This is a genomic window from Pseudomonas piscis (assembly GCF_009380155.1).
In the GTDB taxonomy this organism is placed as follows: Bacteria; Pseudomonadota; Gammaproteobacteria; order Pseudomonadales; family Pseudomonadaceae; genus Aquipseudomonas; species Aquipseudomonas piscis.
The window spans coordinates 1,178,024-1,192,782 of sequence record NZ_WHUV01000001.1; the positions used below are offsets into that span (position 1 = coordinate 1,178,024).

Annotated in this window: 11 protein-coding genes, 1 tRNA gene and 1 pseudogene; 5 read left to right on the plus strand and 8 right to left on the minus strand. The window is 62.1% G+C overall.

The annotated features are described in order from the left end of the window. Positions 1 to 1,572 (plus strand): APC family permease, encoded by a 1,572-nt coding sequence (locus tag GDH07_RS05580; protein ID WP_022642836.1) that lies wholly within the window; start codon positions 1 to 3, stop codon positions 1,570 to 1,572. Positions 1,573 to 1,690: 118 nt separating this feature from the next. On the opposite strand, the gene GDH07_RS05585 is transcribed toward GDH07_RS05580, so the two are convergent. Next, positions 1,691 to 3,868, minus strand: coding sequence for a TonB-dependent receptor (locus GDH07_RS05585; RefSeq protein ID WP_152896881.1), 2,178 nt, complete (start codon positions 3,866 to 3,868; stop codon positions 1,691 to 1,693). Between the two features lie 200 nt (positions 3,869 to 4,068). Between GDH07_RS05585 and GDH07_RS05590 the strand changes: the two genes are divergently transcribed. Further along, positions 4,069 to 4,623: a GNAT family N-acetyltransferase gene (locus tag GDH07_RS05590; RefSeq protein ID WP_022642838.1), complete on the plus strand. Its 555-nt coding sequence runs from the start codon at positions 4,069 to 4,071 to the stop codon at positions 4,621 to 4,623. Between the two features lie 42 nt (positions 4,624 to 4,665). On the opposite strand, the gene GDH07_RS05595 is transcribed toward GDH07_RS05590, so the two are convergent. Both GDH07_RS05595 and GDH07_RS05600 read right to left on the minus strand, forming a co-directional pair. Further along, positions 4,666 to 5,040 carry a hypothetical protein gene (locus tag GDH07_RS05595; RefSeq protein ID WP_053135351.1) on the minus strand — a complete coding sequence of 125 codons (375 nt, stop codon included), beginning with the start codon at positions 5,038 to 5,040 and terminating at the stop codon, positions 4,666 to 4,668. Between the two features lie 161 nt (positions 5,041 to 5,201). Beyond that, positions 5,202 to 5,489, minus strand: a complete 288-nt coding sequence (locus GDH07_RS05600) for a hypothetical protein (protein WP_031321097.1) — start codon at positions 5,487 to 5,489, stop codon at positions 5,202 to 5,204. 578 nt (positions 5,490 to 6,067) lie between these two features. Here GDH07_RS05600 and GDH07_RS05605 point away from each other — a divergent pair. The 3 genes from GDH07_RS05605 to GDH07_RS05615 all read left to right on the plus strand — a co-directional run bounded on the left by GDH07_RS05605 (position 6,068) and on the right by GDH07_RS05615 (position 9,695). After that, positions 6,068 to 7,843, plus strand: coding sequence for a sensor domain-containing diguanylate cyclase (locus GDH07_RS05605; RefSeq protein WP_152896883.1), 1,776 nt, complete (start codon positions 6,068 to 6,070; stop codon positions 7,841 to 7,843). A gap of 181 nt (positions 7,844 to 8,024) precedes the next feature. After that, positions 8,025 to 9,113 carry an alpha/beta hydrolase family protein gene (locus GDH07_RS05610; protein ID WP_178124010.1) on the plus strand — a complete coding sequence of 363 codons (1,089 nt, stop codon included), beginning with the start codon at positions 8,025 to 8,027 and terminating at the stop codon, positions 9,111 to 9,113. Between the two features lie 153 nt (positions 9,114 to 9,266). Beyond that, positions 9,267 to 9,695 carry an SMI1/KNR4 family protein gene (locus tag GDH07_RS05615; RefSeq protein ID WP_152896885.1) on the plus strand — a complete coding sequence of 143 codons (429 nt, stop codon included), beginning with the start codon at positions 9,267 to 9,269 and terminating at the stop codon, positions 9,693 to 9,695. A 63-nt stretch (positions 9,696 to 9,758) separates the two neighbouring features. On the opposite strand, the pseudogene GDH07_RS05620 reads toward GDH07_RS05615, so the two are convergent. From GDH07_RS05620 to GDH07_RS05640, 5 genes and pseudogenes are all read right to left on the minus strand, one after another. Beyond that, positions 9,759 to 11,240: pseudogene (locus GDH07_RS05620) on the minus strand (type VI lipase adapter Tla3 domain-containing protein); the annotation flags it as partial. Between the two features lie 325 nt (positions 11,241 to 11,565). Beyond that, positions 11,566 to 12,300, minus strand: coding sequence for a hypothetical protein (locus GDH07_RS05625; protein WP_152896886.1), 735 nt, complete (start codon positions 12,298 to 12,300; stop codon positions 11,566 to 11,568). 327 nt (positions 12,301 to 12,627) lie between these two features. Next, positions 12,628 to 12,701: transfer RNA gene (locus tag GDH07_RS05630), tRNA-Gly, on the minus strand. A gap of 152 nt (positions 12,702 to 12,853) precedes the next feature. After that, the gene (locus tag GDH07_RS05635; protein WP_152896887.1) at positions 12,854 to 13,738 is read right to left on the minus strand and encodes an alpha/beta fold hydrolase; all 885 of its coding nucleotides are present in this window, start codon (positions 13,736 to 13,738) and stop codon (positions 12,854 to 12,856) included. Positions 13,739 to 14,062: 324 nt separating this feature from the next. After that, positions 14,063 to 14,755, minus strand: coding sequence for a pseudouridine synthase (locus tag GDH07_RS05640; RefSeq protein ID WP_152896888.1), 693 nt, complete (start codon positions 14,753 to 14,755; stop codon positions 14,063 to 14,065). Positions 14,756 to 14,759: the final 4 nt, after the last annotated feature.

The following is a 14,759-nucleotide window of genomic DNA, read 5'->3' on the forward strand; positions in this document are numbered from 1 at the left end:
ATGTCAGGCAAAGGTAAATTCAAGAAACAACTCTCTCTGGTGGACCTGACCTTCATCGGTCTGGGTGCGATCTTCGGTTCCGGCTGGTTGTTCGCCGCCAGCCACGTCTCGGCGATCGCCGGGCCGGCGGGGATCTTCTCCTGGCTGCTGGGCGGTTTCGCCGTACTGCTGCTGGGTATCGTCTATTGCGAGCTGGGGGCGGCCCTGCCCCGTGCCGGCGGCGTGGTGCGCTACCCGGTGTTCTCCCATGGTCCGTTGCTGGGCTACCTGATGGGCTTCATCACCCTGATCGCCTTCTCCAGCCTGGTGGCGATCGAAGTGGTGGCGGCCCGGCAATATGCTGCGGCCTGGTTCCCCAGCCTGACCCATGAAGGCAGCAGCAATCCGACGCTCATCGGCTGGTTGGTGCAGTTCGCGCTGCTGTGCCTGTTCTTCTGGCTCAACTACAACAGCGTCAAGACCTTCGCAAAATCCAACAACTTCATCAGCCTGTTCAAGTTCATCGTGCCGTTGCTGGTGATCGGGGTGTTGTTCACCTTCTTCAAACCCGACAACTTCCACGTCCAGGGCTTTGCCCCGTTCGGCATGTCGGGGATCGAGATGGCGGTTTCGGCCGGGGGTATCATCTTCGCCTACCTGGGCCTGACGCCGATCATCTCGGTGGCCAGTGAAGTGCGTAATCCGCAGCGCACCATTCCCATTGCCCTGATCCTTTCTGTGCTGCTCTCAACCTTGATCTACGGCCTGTTGCAACTGGCCTTCCTGGGCAGCATTCCCACCGAAATGCTGGCCAACGGCTGGAGCGGCATCAGCAAGGAGTTTTCCCTGCCATACCGCGATATCGCCCTGACCCTCGGAGTGGGCTGGCTGGCCTACCTGGTGGTGGCCGATGCGGTGATCTCCCCCAGTGGCTGCGGCAACATCTACATGAACGCCACGCCGCGAGTGGTCTATGGCTGGGCTCGCACCGGCACCTTTTTCAAGATATTCACCCGCATCGACGAACAATCCGGCATCCCGCGCCCGGCGCTGTGGCTGACCTTCGGCCTGTCGGTGTTCTGGACCCTGCCGTTCCCGTCCTGGGAGGCCTTGATCAACGTGGTGTCTGCGGCGCTGGTACTGAGCTACGCGGTGGCGCCCATCACCGTCGCCGCCTTGCGCAAGAGCGCTCCGGAGCTGGCACGGCCTTTCCGGGTCAAGGGTTTTGCGTTGCTGGGGCCGGTGTCCTTCGTGATCGCCGCGCTGATCGTCTACTGGTCAGGCTGGGGGACGGTGTCCTGGCTGCTGGGGCTGCAGATCCTGATGTTCGTGATCTACCTGCTGTGCAAGCGCCTGGTGCCCACCGACCACCTGAGCCTGGGCGAACAGGTACGTTCTTCCCTGTGGCTGATCGCTTTCTACGCGTTGACCATCGGCATTTCCTACCTGGGCAGCTTTGGCGGGATCGGCGTCCTAGCCCATCCGTTCGACACCCTGACGGTCACGCTCATGGCCCTGTGCATCTACTACTGGGGAGCCAACACCGGAGTGCCCAGCGCCAAGCTGGCATTGGATGGCGATGAGTCGGAGTGACAGGCTCGACCTGATCCTGGGCGAAGTGAACTGATCGCCCGGGAACCTGGATTCAGGTCAGGCACGAAAAAGGCCGGCGTCACGAGCATGTGCAGCCGGCCTTCGTGTATTCAGGACATCAGAAGCGGACGTTGGCCGCCAGCTCTGCGGAACGCCCAGGGGCGACGATGGCGAACATGCCGACGTGGGACGCGTCGTAGTAGGTCTCGTCGGTGAGGTTGAGCAGGTTGAGTTGCAGGTCCAGGTTCCGGTTCACCCGATAGGCCAGCATGGCGTCGTAGCGCCAATAGGAATCGAGGCTGCGGGTGTTGGCGTCGTCGGTGTAGCGCTTGTCGACGTAGTTGGCCCCGGCCCCGACCTTCCAGCGATCGGTGAGGCTGTAGGTGGTCCAGGCCGAACCGCTGTTGGGGGCGATGAACTTGGCGCGATTGCCGTCGAAGTTGGTGTTCCTGCCTGAGGCGTACTTGACCGTCCTGGCGTCCAGATAGGTATAGCCTGCCATCACTTCCCACTGGTCCGTGAGATGGCCGGTGGCGCCCACCTCAAAACCCTTGACCTCGACATTGCCATCCAGGGTCACTTCGTTGCTGATCGGGTCGTAGGTCCGGGCGTTGGACTTTTCGGTCTTGAAAACGGCGGCCGTCAGGGCCAGGCGCTGATCGAGCAGGTCCCACTTGGTGCCCAGTTCGATGCTGCGGCTCTTTTCCGGATCCAGGTTGCTCAAGCGCCCGCCGGCGGCGCCATCGGCTCCTCCCGATTGGCCTGCGGTTTCCCCTGATGGGTTGAACGAGGTGCCGTAGGACAAGTAGATGCTGGCGTAGGGCTGGGGCTTGAAGACGATACCGCCCTGGTAGGTCCAGATGTTGCTGCGATTGCTCTGCACGGCGTCCCGGACGTGGTAGCTATCGAAGCGTGCGCCAAGGTTCAGGTCCCACTGCTCGTGCAGGGCCAGGGTGTCCATCACGTACAGGGCGCGGTTGTTGTGCCGGGTGACGTCGTGGTTGCCATTGCCTCGTGCTACCGGGGCATGGGGATCGCGGGGGTTGGGAGTGTGCAGGTCGCCTGGGTCGGAGCCTCGACGGGAGGGCGAATAGCGGTTCTTCACATCGATCCGCTCGCGGGAGAACTCCAGGCCCGCGCTGTAGCTGTGGCCGATGGGACCGGTGTCGAATTTACCGAAGATGTCGGTCTGGTTGATCAACGAAGTGTTGACCACGTTCCTGCCGCGAGCCGGACCGCGCATCACCACACCGGCCAGTTCATTGCCGATGGAGTCCGTATCGGTGCCGAAAGTCGGCCGGCTCATGATGTAGTCCTGCATGCTGCGCCCTTGCCGTGTGGTGTTGCGCAGGGTCAGCTGGTCGTTGAAGTCGTGTTCCAGTTGCAGGGTGGCGATATCGGCGGAGGTCTTGCGGAAGTCGCGCTTGGCAAAGCCGTAGAAGTTGTCCCGATCGACCTTGACCGGCTTGCCCGTGATGGCCGACACCGGATGTCCCTGGTCGGGGATATCGTCGCTCTGCATGTGGTAGTAGCTCAGCGTGCCACGGGTATCGGTGTCCAGGCCGAAGGAAAAACTCGGCGCCAGGCCCCAACGGGTGACTTCGACATCATCGCGTCCGGGAGTATCTGCTTCGTGTTTCATGGCGTTCAGCCGCAGGGCCATGTTTTGTTCGGGCAGGTACTGGTTGAGGTCGAGGGTGCTGCGCCGCAGGCGGTCGGAGCCCAGGGTCAGGCTGGCGGACGTGAAGGACTCGCGCTTTGGAGTCTTGCTGATGAGGTTGATGCTGCCGCCGGTGGAGCCGCGCCCGGAGTAGACCGAGCCTGGTCCCTTGAGGATTTCGATCTGCTCGACGTTGAAGGCCTCGTGGGTCATGCGTCCAACATCGCGAATGCCATCGATCATGATGTCGGTGCTGGCTTCGAAGCCCCTGATGAAAGGGCGATCGCCCAGTGGCGTACCACCTTCGCCGGCGCCGAAGGTGATGCCGGGCGTCGTTCGCAGTGCGTCGGCCAGGGTCGAGACCGCGCGTTCCTGCATCAGGGTTTCGGTGATGATGGTCACCGACTTCGGGGTTTCTCGCAGCGGTGCGGTGAACTTCACCGATTCGGAAGTCTCACGCTTGTATCCGGGTTCGTGCTCGCCCCTGACATGGGTGGTATCGAGAGTGACGGCTGCGGCATCGGATGAGTGGCCGGGGGGTTGCGTGGCGACTGCCAGGCCGGCCTCACCGAATGCCAGCAGGCCAAGGGATGTGGGCAGCAGCTTCCATGGATGTGGGCGGTTGGGATTGGACATTGAGATTGCACTTCCTGTTTATTTGGAAGTGATTCTCAATTGCGATCATGTGTCATTCAATCAGAAGGGTCTGAACGATCATGTCCAAAGGTGTCGGCGCGCCAGGTAGCGGCCTTGGCAGGTGGATTTACTGCCGGCAGTGATTCTCTTTTGCCTGGCGCTGCGGTTTCATGGGCAACCTTCGACCAGGAAAACGAGCCATGGAACTGCATTTCGAAACCCCCAACCTGCTGTTGCGACCCCGGACCCTCGAGCACTTCGAAGCCTGCCTGCGCATGGACCAGGATCCGCAGGTCACGCAATTCATCCCTGGAACCTGGGACGGTGGGCAATGGCACCGGGATTTCCTGCGGGGGCGGATGTCCCGGGATTTCGGCGAGCGTTGCGGTTACTGGGCGATTTTTGCCAGGCAAGAGCCGGAAGAGTTCCTTGGCTGGGTCTCGTTCATTCCGTTCGAGGCCGTGGGGCCGGAGCTGGAGATGGGCTGGCGCCTGGTGCGTCGGGCCTGGGGACGTGGAGTGGCCTCCGAGGCCGCTAGGCGCATCGTCGAGCATGCCTTCGCCGATCCGTCCATCGACCGGCTGGTGGCCGACGCCCATGTGGACAACGCCGCGTCGCTGGCGGTGGCTCGCAAGATCGGTTTTCGGGTCAGCCACGATGGCGAGTTCGAAGGTGTGCCCAGCCGCTTCCTGGAAATGACCCGCGAAGACTTTCAGCGGCACCAGGCCGAAAGCCGCTCCCCGGCTATTCGCTGACAGCGCGGGCGAGGTGCCGGATCCCGGCGCCTCGCCTGGCACTCACAGATGGCGACCGACCCACCACAGCACCAGGAAGGCGATGCCGGCGGCCAGGGCCGAGAGCTGGAATAGATTGATCAGCCACTTCAGGCCGAGGGGGAAGTTGCGATAGTCGCGCACGCTCATTCCACCGTTGCGCAAGAACAGGTGGGGCATGGCGAACATGCCGCCAATGCACAGCAACATGAAGAAGCGGCTCAGGGGATCCTTGCCCAGCAGCGGCATGCGGATGGCGATGACTCGGCACCGCGACAGATGCCTGACCATGTCATCGAGCCTGAAATAGCCCAGGTAGATCTGGATCGCCAGGGAAACCAGCGCGGACACGACCACCAGTACCCAACCGGCGGTGTAGATATCTTCGGCATTGCACATAGCTGTTCAGTGACCTCCTCAAGCCTCGCGCCTTGGCGTTCGGCGTAGCGCTCCTCCAGTGGGCCCTGCACGCAGGGCAGCCGAGCACCATACCATCCCCGGAGCGGCGTTGGTCATGCCCGACGACTCTGTGCCGGCCGGTGGGCGAGGGGAGACAAGGGCTAGAGCTTGGCGCAACGCTCCACGTCGGCCTGGGTGGTGACCTGGGTCTCGATGCCCAGGCGGTACTTGCAGTAGTCGATGATCATCTGTCGTTGTTCGCCGGTGAGCTTCTCCACCTTGCGGTAGTCACCATCATTGGCGTGGATGTTGAAGAACTCCAGGCGCAGGCTTGGCGAGTGCTTGATGAACCAGCGGGTATGGGTCTCGGCTTCCTCCAACTCGGTGTAGTAGCCGACGTTGAGCAGGACCAGCAGGGCGAGGAACAACAGCACGAGAAGTTTTTTCACAGGCGACGCCTTCCATGGATGGGCACCTTGGTGCCGGGGCGGCAATGCTCCCGGGGCAGACCCCGCTTTGCAAGCCCTACTGGAGCACGGTTCCTGTCATTATTTGTCACGAATGCTCCGGGCAGGTTCAGCTGGCAGACAGGTGCCGACTGCTAAAAAACTCCACGCCCGGCAGGAGCTGGGCAGTGACAGGGGGCAAACAGGCCGGGACCAGGTCCCGGCCTTTCCTTGCAATAGCGACACAAGCAGCAGCGAAGCAAACGATCCTTGGATCGTTTTTTTTTGCCCGCGGTCAGCGTCAGGATCGGCAGTGCGCCAGGACCGGGGAATTGTGCGGGTACCCGCGTCCTCGGGAGCGCAAGCTCTGGCACGGTTCTTTGCGGGCGATACTGCTGGGGCGTTGGATGACCGTTCGTCCGACGGATGGAATTGGCAAGCACTAGTCACTACGGCATGCTGTCGATGGATATCGTAGTGCCACTACTTGGTCGTAGGGCAATTCTCCGGGTGTTGTACTCCCCCCTTCGCTACTGAGATAGGTTTTTTGATGATGGTGTTGATCCTGTCCGAGTCGCGGCATGCCGGATAAGGCATTGGCCGAGGAGCAGCGCCTGGCCGCCTTGTATGCCCTCGAGCTGCTGGATACGGCCCGCTGCGAAAGCTTCGATCGCATCTGCCGCCTGGCCGCGCAGTTCTTCAAGGTCCCCACGGCGCTGATCACCCTGGTGGATCGTGATCGGCAGTGGTTCAAGTCGCGGGTGGGTTTTGCCGTCGAGCAGACGCCGATCGATCAGTCGTTCTGCGCCTACACGATCAAGTCCGATGAGGTGTTCGAAGTTCAGGACGCTCGCCAGGACGTGCGGTTCCATGCCAATCCGCTGGTGACCGAGGGCCCGGGCATAGGTTTTTATGCCGGGGCGCCCTTGATCACTTCCACGGGGCACGCCATCGGCAGCCTGTGCGTTATCGATAAGCAGCCGCAGCGGCTCGATGCCGCCGAACGCCAGCAACTGCGCGACCTGGCATCTTTGGTGATGGAGCAGATCGAGCAACGCCAGCGCCAGACCCGCCGTGATCCGGTCAGTGGCCTGCCCAACCGCGAGCAGTTCCAGTGCGACCTGCATGACCTGGCGGACGAACACCCCGGGGAGCGACGGGTGCTGGTGCTGGTGGATGCGGTGGACATGACCGTGGCCCATGAATTGACCCTGGCCCTGGGCATGGCGCCGTTCGAGATCATCGTGCGTTTTCTTGCCCAGCAGTTGCTCGCCTACCTTGGGCGGCATGTGCGGGTCTATCACGTCTCGGCCAAGCGCTTCGGCTTCCTGCTGCCGGCCGCACCTGGGGTCGAGCGTTTGCTGGAGGGCCTGGTGCGCCGCCTGCGCCGCCAGCCGCCGGGCCTGGAGTTGCCGATGGTCCCCGGAGTGTGCGCGGGCATGGTGGAGTTTTCCACGGACCATGACGCCGTGCCGGACGTGTTGCGCAAGGCCATGTTCGCCCTGGAGCTGGCTGCCTTGGAGCGCTGTACCTGGGCGCCCTACGACCTGGTGCGCGACCAGGCCTACCGGCGTGCCTTCAACCTGGCCGCGGACATCGGCGAAGCCTTGGACACCGGGCAGATCTACCTGATGTTCCAGCCGCGCTTCGCCCTGCCCGATGGTGCCCAGGTCAGTGCCGAGGCGCTGATCCGCTGGGACCATCCCTGGCTGGGACCGATTTCCCCTGCGGAGTTCATTCCGGTGATGGAGCGCAATGCCCAGATCCACCAGGTGACCCACTGGCTGATCGATGCGGTGTTGCACAAGCTGCACCTATGGAGCGCCAGTGATGTGCAACGCTTGTCGATCAACCTGTCACCCCAGGATTTCGAGGACCAGGACATCGCCGATGTGTTGCGCGATGCTTGCCTGCGCCACCGCATCAATCCCCGACGCCTGGAAGTGGAGATCACCGAAGGCGCCTGGTTGCGCTCCAACCCGAAAGTGCTGGAGCAGTTGAGCAAGATTCGCGCCCTGGGCATGGATGTGGCCATCGACGATTTTGGTACCGGCTACAGCAACTTCGCTTATCTGCACCAGATTCCGGCCAATGTGGTGAAGCTCGACAAATCCATGGTCACTGACCTTGAGAGCAGCGCCCAGCACCAGAAGATCACCCGCTCGGTGATCGCCCTGGCCCGCGAACTGGGCTACCGCACCGTGGCCGAGGGCATCGAGAGCTTCAAGTGCCTGCAGATGTTGCGGTCCTTCGGCTGTGACGAGGCCCAGGGCTACTTCCTGGCCCGGCCCATGGCCCAGGATAAATTCCTGGCCCGTAGCGAAGCGCAGCGCTTTCCGTTGCAGGGTGGTTTCTAGGGCCGCAAGCCGTTGCTTGAGCCCCGTTGCCATCGGGCGTTTAACCTTTCTATACAAAATCCCCACACTTGGAGATGAACGGCCCTGGGGCGCTCGTTAGGCTGGGGTCGGCAGGTCTCCTGATACCAGGAGGACGCTGCCGTCTCATTTCCGATCCGAATGACCAAGGGATTGCTCGATGATGAAGTTCGTCAGAGTCATGGCGAGTTGCGGTGTAGTGATTCTCAGCCTGGCCAGTTGCAGCAATGCCGCGCTGGAGCAGCCATATGCGCGGCGCTGCGAGTTGCCGGTGGCTGGCCTGCAGGCCAGGCAGGTGCCGGCGCCCAGCGGCGCCTGGTGCGTGGGCAAGGCTGCTTTCGCCTTGCGTGATCCGGCGCGTGCGGAGACCTTTTCCCAGGTCGCCGGCGCCCGCCGCGAGCTGGCATTGAAAGTCTGGTATCCGATCGTTGCGCCTGCCGGCAGGCTGCCCCGTGCCGAGTACGCCGAACCCGAGGCCCTGGCCGCGATGCAAGCCGGAAGCGCGGTGGAGGTCGCCAGCCATTCGGCGGCCGGAGCCAGGATGGAAAAGCGCCGCCAGTATCCGGTGTTGCTGTTTTCTCCCGGCTTGGGAGCAGTGGCCGAGCTCTACAGCAGCCTGCTGGAAGACTTGGCCAGCCGTGGCTACGTGGTGGTAGCCATCAATCACCCCTACATTTCCGGGGTCACGGTGCTGCCGGGAGGCCGGGTGGTCCCGGTCCTGGACGTGCTCGAGCAGGACGAGGAACAACTCGCGGCCGCCGCGCCTTCGGTGGTGGCGGACCTGCGCAGTACCCTCGATTGGCTGCAACTGCGTAACCAGGAGCCGGAGCACCTGCTAGGCGGACACCTGGACCTCGAGCACGTCGCAGCCCTGGGCCATTCCTTCGGTGGTTCGGCTGCCTTGCAGGCGACGCGCCTGGACCCGCGCCTGCGGGCGGCGGCCAACCTCGACGGCAGCATCCAGGGCGAGCTGGCCGGTCCCTGGAACAAACCCATGCTGTTATATGCGGCTGGCCAAGACCCACGGGACGCCAGCATGGACGCGGTGTGGGCAGCCCGTCGGGGGCCTGGGGCATACAAGGTGCTGGAGAATGCCGGGCACCATGACTTCACCGATGGGCGCTGGGTGCTCCCGGCGTCGGTCATCAAGGCCATGGGCGACGACTTCGGCAGTATCGATCGCGGCCTGGCGGTACGGACCTTGCGCCAGGATCTGGGCGAATTCTTCGCCCGCTACCTGAGCCGTCCCTGATGTGTGGAGAGCCCAGGCATGGAAGGCCGGTCGCAAGGTTGGCCTCAGGTTTTTGCTTTGCTTGCTCCGTGTCGGGTTTTCAGTAGGTGCCGGTATGCGTTATCGTGCGCCGCGCCCCGAGCCAGAGGGGCGATGCGACCCAGGCGAGGAATCATGGGCAAGGCGAGAGTGATAGGTACCACCATCGAGGCGATCCGCGCTGCCGAGGCGGCATTGGGGCGGGCCTTGCCCCGATCGTTCAGGGATTGGCTGCTGGAGCACAACGGCAAGGCGCTAGGTGCGCTGGAGGTGTTTCCGGTGTTCGATGCCCGTGATCCACGCAAGACCTGGGAGTCGATCGTGCGCCACTTCCAGGGCGGCTGGCAGGCTTGGCTGGACAACTTCGAGGGGCGAACCGTGGAGTGCTCCAGCCTGCTGCCGTTCGCCCAATTCGGGACCGGCGATTACTACTGTTTCGACTATGCCTTGCTCGGCGATGCCGGCGAGCCGCGGGTGGTGCTGTGGTCCCATGAGACTGGCCGAACCTCTGCCGTTGCAGACAGCTATGGGGCCTTCCTGGTCACGACCGATCAGCCGCGGTAGCACCCCGGCTGGCGCCGCACAGGGTTTTCATTCCGCGAAGCGCTACCGCACTGCTGTCGGCTGCGCTGAAGGCACGGCTGGCGGTTTTTCGGTTCTGGCGGTTTGCGGCATCAGGTTGACGCCGAAATGATCATTGCCTGAAGGCTTCCTGCCAGGTGTTGGCGAGGTCACGGCAATGATCGTCGCCTGTTCCGGGCGGCGCATCGGCATGACTACGCTGGTGTCCGCGTTGAGGTAACTGGCCATCGTCGCCAGAGTGAGGCCAACAAACGGTGAGGCTGAGCCGGTGTCACCCAAACGCTGGGTCAAATCGTAGCTTTCGCGCGAGTCGAGCAAATCCAGCGGACTGTGTGCGGCGCTGAGTGCCGGCAGCAGTTGTGCCAGGGGGGTGGTGTGCGGACCACCGTCAAAGAACACTCGAACCGCTTTCTGAGCGAGTCCGTCAGTGGCCTCTTTCCAGCCAGAGGCCAGTTTGGCGGTCAGGGCGTCACCCTTGAGGCGTTCGCCATTGTCTGGCCGCAGCAAGGACACCGTGACCGGTCGATGCAGTTTGGCCAGCACTGGTTGCGCATCCCATTGTTCGAACGCACGCTGAGTCCAGGGTTGAGGAATGAAGGTCGTAGGCTGGAACTCCACTGCGGGTTTATTCCTGCCCCAGCCAGTGAACTCCGGGTCGATTCTGTTCGCGTTGACCTTGGCAAATTGCGCGTAGTAACGCAGCCACTCGACGCGCTCGGGGCGCCCGACAACCATGGCAACCATGGTGTCGGTGAGTTCGCCCGGCTTGCGTGGGCCAGGTCCACCGATCAGCGGCGCCTTTTTCGCCGACAGCGCAAACGACATGCTGAACCCTTCTACGTTGTAGACCAGGACAGCGGGGAGGTCAGGGTTCTGTTCGAACAGACTGAACAGATTTTCCACCAGGCCTTCGGGAGTATCACTGCAGACCACGCCATCTTGCAGGTTGCGCACGCGATGCCAGTGAAGGCCTGCTTCCGGGCGGTAGCGGTTGACCATGTCCGAGAGCATTTCCCGGGTTCTTTGCGGGGAGTAGCGCAGGTTCGGTGTGTCGGGACTCCAGCCACGAACGACCGTGATGGTCGGAATCGGCCACTTCTCAATGAAGTTGCGCAGGCCCAACTCCAGCGCATCGGCCTTGCGCTTGTCATAGGCCATGTCTTTGTCGTCGCCATCCACCGGATACTGTTTCGGGTCGGTGGGTAGGATACTGCCCACGTGGAGGGCTTTGGCCTGCTTTGCATTCTGCTCCTGCAAGGCTTTCCAGGCCTGGCCCTGACGGAACACGTCGAGGCTCAGGCCAATGGCGAGTACATCCAGAGTGTCCAGGTGGGATGAGGAGGCAGGGGCGCGATAACGGGCATCAACCGGCATGGTGGCGTTCCCCTTGGCCGAGGCATAGGCAGTCACGGGTGAAGCTGCGCTGGCAAAACAACGGCTAACCGTGGATGGGTGTTCAGCCGCCTGAACCAGAGGGCTGGTCAAGAGCAGGCCGGTGAAAAACCAACTAGCAACCTCGAGGCGCATCAGGCGATGCCCCCCAAACGGGCAGGCTCGCCTTTTATGAATGTGGTCCGGGGCTGGGTGGCCACTGTTGGGCCTGTCGAATGATTGGTGGGTACAGGCCTTTTCGGCTGGGCGGGGTCAGTCATCGTGTATTTCCTCCATGAACATTATCCCGTTGGTTCCGACGATTGGGGGTAAGCGTCTGTCCGGGTTGTTGGCTGCTACCCGACGCAAGTCGGCGGGTGTCGTGATGAGCAGACCTTATGAGTCGATGAGCCTCATTTGGCTCCCATCGGGTGATGACTCCAGCACGCCGCCAGGGCATGACGGATTTATCGGCTGAGGCCTATGGGCGCTGCACCTCAAATATGAAGGGGTCGCCCTGAGTCGGGAAGCGCAACAGGTACTGCGCTACCGGTTTCTTTTCATCAGGCACCCGATAATCCACTGTCAGCCCGGTCGGGTTGTTTTCCTGCTCCGCGCCCTGGTAGGCGTTTTCCGGATAGCTGAACAGGTGGCGGGGCGACTTGCGAATGGCCGAACAAGAGGCGAACAGCGGCGGTAACGCGTACAAATGCTGACCGTGTACCAGCAACACCTGGGTATACCGATCACCATGGCCACTGCTGAGGTACTGCATTTCCACGCAGGTCGCGGCGCCTTGGTGCCAGACCGTGGCTGTCGCCAGGTTTTCCGGATCGATGGGATCGCCGACGGGCCATTGCGATGGGGCGAGGTTGATTGCATCGTGCAGTGGCCAACGCTGTGTGCCGATCGTGAGGGCCTCGCCATCGAAGACCATTTCGGGCGTATCTTTAGGCGGATCGAGATTCAGCCCACCGGGTGCGCTCCACAGCTGGTCAAAACGCTCGAGCGCCGGGCGCATGGCATTGACCCACAGGCATTGCCGTGGCGACTCCGAGCAGGGCATGGCCAGTTCAGTACCGGGTCCTGTGAACAGGTTGTCGCCCAGGGACTGATAAAAAGCACGGTAATCGGTGAAGCGTACCGGGGATGCCTGTAGCAGAAGGGGCAGGCTCGCGCCGAAAAGCAGGCTAAGACAACGGGTGAGTGTTCTCATCGATGCTCCTTGGCGCTGGATGCCTTGATGGATCCCGCAGGGGGGGGCCAGAAGATCGTTTTGCCGGTAGCAACAACCCATGACTGAGCCTGACCCACTTTGAACGATGAGCTAAAAGACACATGTCACAAGGCTTTCAGCGGTTTTAGTAAAGAACTAACCGTCCTAGCCTTTTTCCGATGGGGCAATATGAAACGCCGAAGGCACCTATGGGGCGGTGCTGGCTGAGGTCTCGCTGCTGTTTGCGGATGCATTCGCAAGCGGACCTCGAAATGCTCCCAGCTGATTGCAGTCATGTACATGCACCGCTGGAGGCCTTGAAATACTTGGAGCGGGTGAAGGGAATCGAACCCTCGTTATCAGCTTGGGAAGCTGGAGTAATGCCATTATACGACACCCGCTCGAACGGCTGACTTTGTACCAGATGTGGCCGTGGATTTGAAGTTTTTCTTTATCCGATCTGTACTTGCGTGCCCCTTCGATATTGCCAGGGCGCGCCACGCGTCCGCTATTCATGAGGTTCGAGGACGGTGGCGGCCTGTGGGAAATCCCATCAACTGGCACGCGCATGCTGGCCCAGGGCGTAGTGCGGGCGCGCCTGGTGCTCATGCTGGCCTGGCTTGAGGAAGCTCAGCAGGGCCCGGCGGCTGTCGCGACAGGCGGCCTTGTGCTCCATGTCGAGAAAGTGCCCGGTGGCCTGGATGGTGCTGAAGCTCGAATGCCGCACATGGTTGGCGAACAACTGGGCATCCTTGGCCGAGGTGTACTCATCCCATTCGCCATTGATGAACAATACCGGGACCTGGATGTTGCGCGCCGCCTTGACGTAGCACTGGCGATCGCCGTGCAGCATGTGGCTGATGTGGAAGTGCATCTGCCCGTACTCATGCTCGGCCAGGCTGCTCACATGGCGGTAGTTGAAGCGCTTGAACAGCGATGGCAGGTGCTTGCCGATGGTGTCGTTGACCAGATGGCCGACGCGATGGCGGTCAAGGCTGCCAAGGTAGTCGACTCCACGCTCCAGGTAGTCGCGCATCGGATCGTTGATCACCGGCGAGAACGAACTGATCACTGCCTTTTCGATGCGCCGTGGACGCTGGGACAACGCCTGCAGGGTCGCGGCCCCACCCCAGGAAAACGACAGCACATGCGCGGCGGCGAAGTGTTCGATGAGCTCCAGCAGGATCTGCCCCTCGATTTCCTTGGTCAGCATGCGCTCATGCCGGTTATGGGCCTTGGAGCGACCTGCATAGGGCTGGTCGTAGAGCACCACGTTGAACTGCGGATGGAGGTTCTTCACGGTCTGGGCAAAGGACGCCGTGGTCGCCATCGAGCCATTGACCAGGACGATGGTCTTTTCTGCGGCCTCTGCGCGATAGAACTCCGTGTAAACCCGATACTGACCCTGTATATCCAGCACAGCGATTTCTGGCCTCATGTCATAAGACTCCTGGCAAGCGGGTATGCGCGCATACGATTGAGTGTGCACGGTCAATGTGACAGGTAGGCATACGCCTGGAATCGAAGCCCATGTCGATCCGGTAAGGCAGGTCGACGGGTGTTGTTATAGGCGGGCGGTTACCGGGGGAATGCAGAGCTGGCAGGGCTCAGGCCGGTGGAAGACTTATTGGTTTTCTTTTGTGACTGGTCGGTCACTATTCGGCCGACGGACTGATTCAAGCAGGGCAATCCCGAACCTGCAAGTGCCGTTGGGTAAATTGTTCGACAGCTTCCGCCCAGTGGTCGTCCTGTACCCAGGCCTTCAGATCAGGGCGATCTCGGCGGCGCTGAGCGCCCGGTATGCACCGGGGGCCAGGCCCGCGTCGAGCACTAGCGGGCCCATGCGCTCGCGATGCAGACGCAGGACCTTGTTGTCGAAGTGGCCGAACATGCGCTTGACCTGGTGGTAGCGCCCTTCGACGATGCTCAGCCGGGCGCTGCGGGGGCCAAGGATCTGCAACTGGGCAGGCAGGGTGGTGAGGTCTTCGAAAGTGAAATACAGGCCGCGGGCGAAGGTCTCGACATATTCGGGGCCGATCTCCTGCTCGGTCTCCACGTAGTAGAGCTTGGGCAGCTTGGTCTGCGGTTGGGTCAGGCGCCGTGACCAGCTGCCGTCGTTGGTGATCAGCATCAGCCCGGTGGTGTTGTAGTCCAGGCGTCCGGCGATGTGCAGGTCCTGTGGATCGGGCTCGTGGATCAGTTCGAGCACCGTCTTGTGCTCGGGATCGCGAGTGGCGCTGACGCAGCCCATGGGCTTGTGCAGCATGAAGTAGCGTGCGGGCTTGCCGGCCTGAAGCAATTCGTCATCCAGTTCCACCCGGCTGAACTCGCGGACTTCGACCCTGGGATCGCTGACCGCCTGGCCATCGATGCGCACCCGGCGCTGGGCCAGGAGCAGCCGTACCTGCTGGCGGTTGAAACGTGGCAGGTTGCTGAGGAAACGATCAAGGCGCATGGGA

Coding starts and splice junctions, on each gene's coding strand:
- GDH07_RS05580 (WP_022642836.1), top strand. CDS start 1: ATGTCAGGCAAAGGTAAATTCAAGAAACAACTCTCTCTGGTGGACCTG.
- GDH07_RS05585 (WP_152896881.1), bottom strand. CDS start 3,868: ATGTCCAATCCCAACCGCCCACATCCATGGAAGCTGCTGCCCACATCC.
- GDH07_RS05590 (WP_022642838.1), top strand. CDS start 4,069: ATGGAACTGCATTTCGAAACCCCCAACCTGCTGTTGCGACCCCGGACC.
- GDH07_RS05595 (WP_053135351.1), bottom strand. CDS start 5,040: ATGTGCAATGCCGAAGATATCTACACCGCCGGTTGGGTACTGGTGGTC.
- GDH07_RS05605 (WP_152896883.1), top strand. CDS start 6,068: ATGCCGGATAAGGCATTGGCCGAGGAGCAGCGCCTGGCCGCCTTGTAT.
- GDH07_RS05610 (WP_178124010.1), top strand. CDS start 8,025: ATGAAGTTCGTCAGAGTCATGGCGAGTTGCGGTGTAGTGATTCTCAGC.
- GDH07_RS05615 (WP_152896885.1), top strand. CDS start 9,267: ATGGGCAAGGCGAGAGTGATAGGTACCACCATCGAGGCGATCCGCGCT.
- GDH07_RS05625 (WP_152896886.1), bottom strand. CDS start 12,300: ATGAGAACACTCACCCGTTGTCTTAGCCTGCTTTTCGGCGCGAGCCTG.
- GDH07_RS05635 (WP_152896887.1), bottom strand. CDS start 13,738: ATGAGGCCAGAAATCGCTGTGCTGGATATACAGGGTCAGTATCGGGTT.
- GDH07_RS05640 (WP_152896888.1), bottom strand. CDS start 14,755: ATGCGCCTTGATCGTTTCCTCAGCAACCTGCCACGTTTCAACCGCCAG.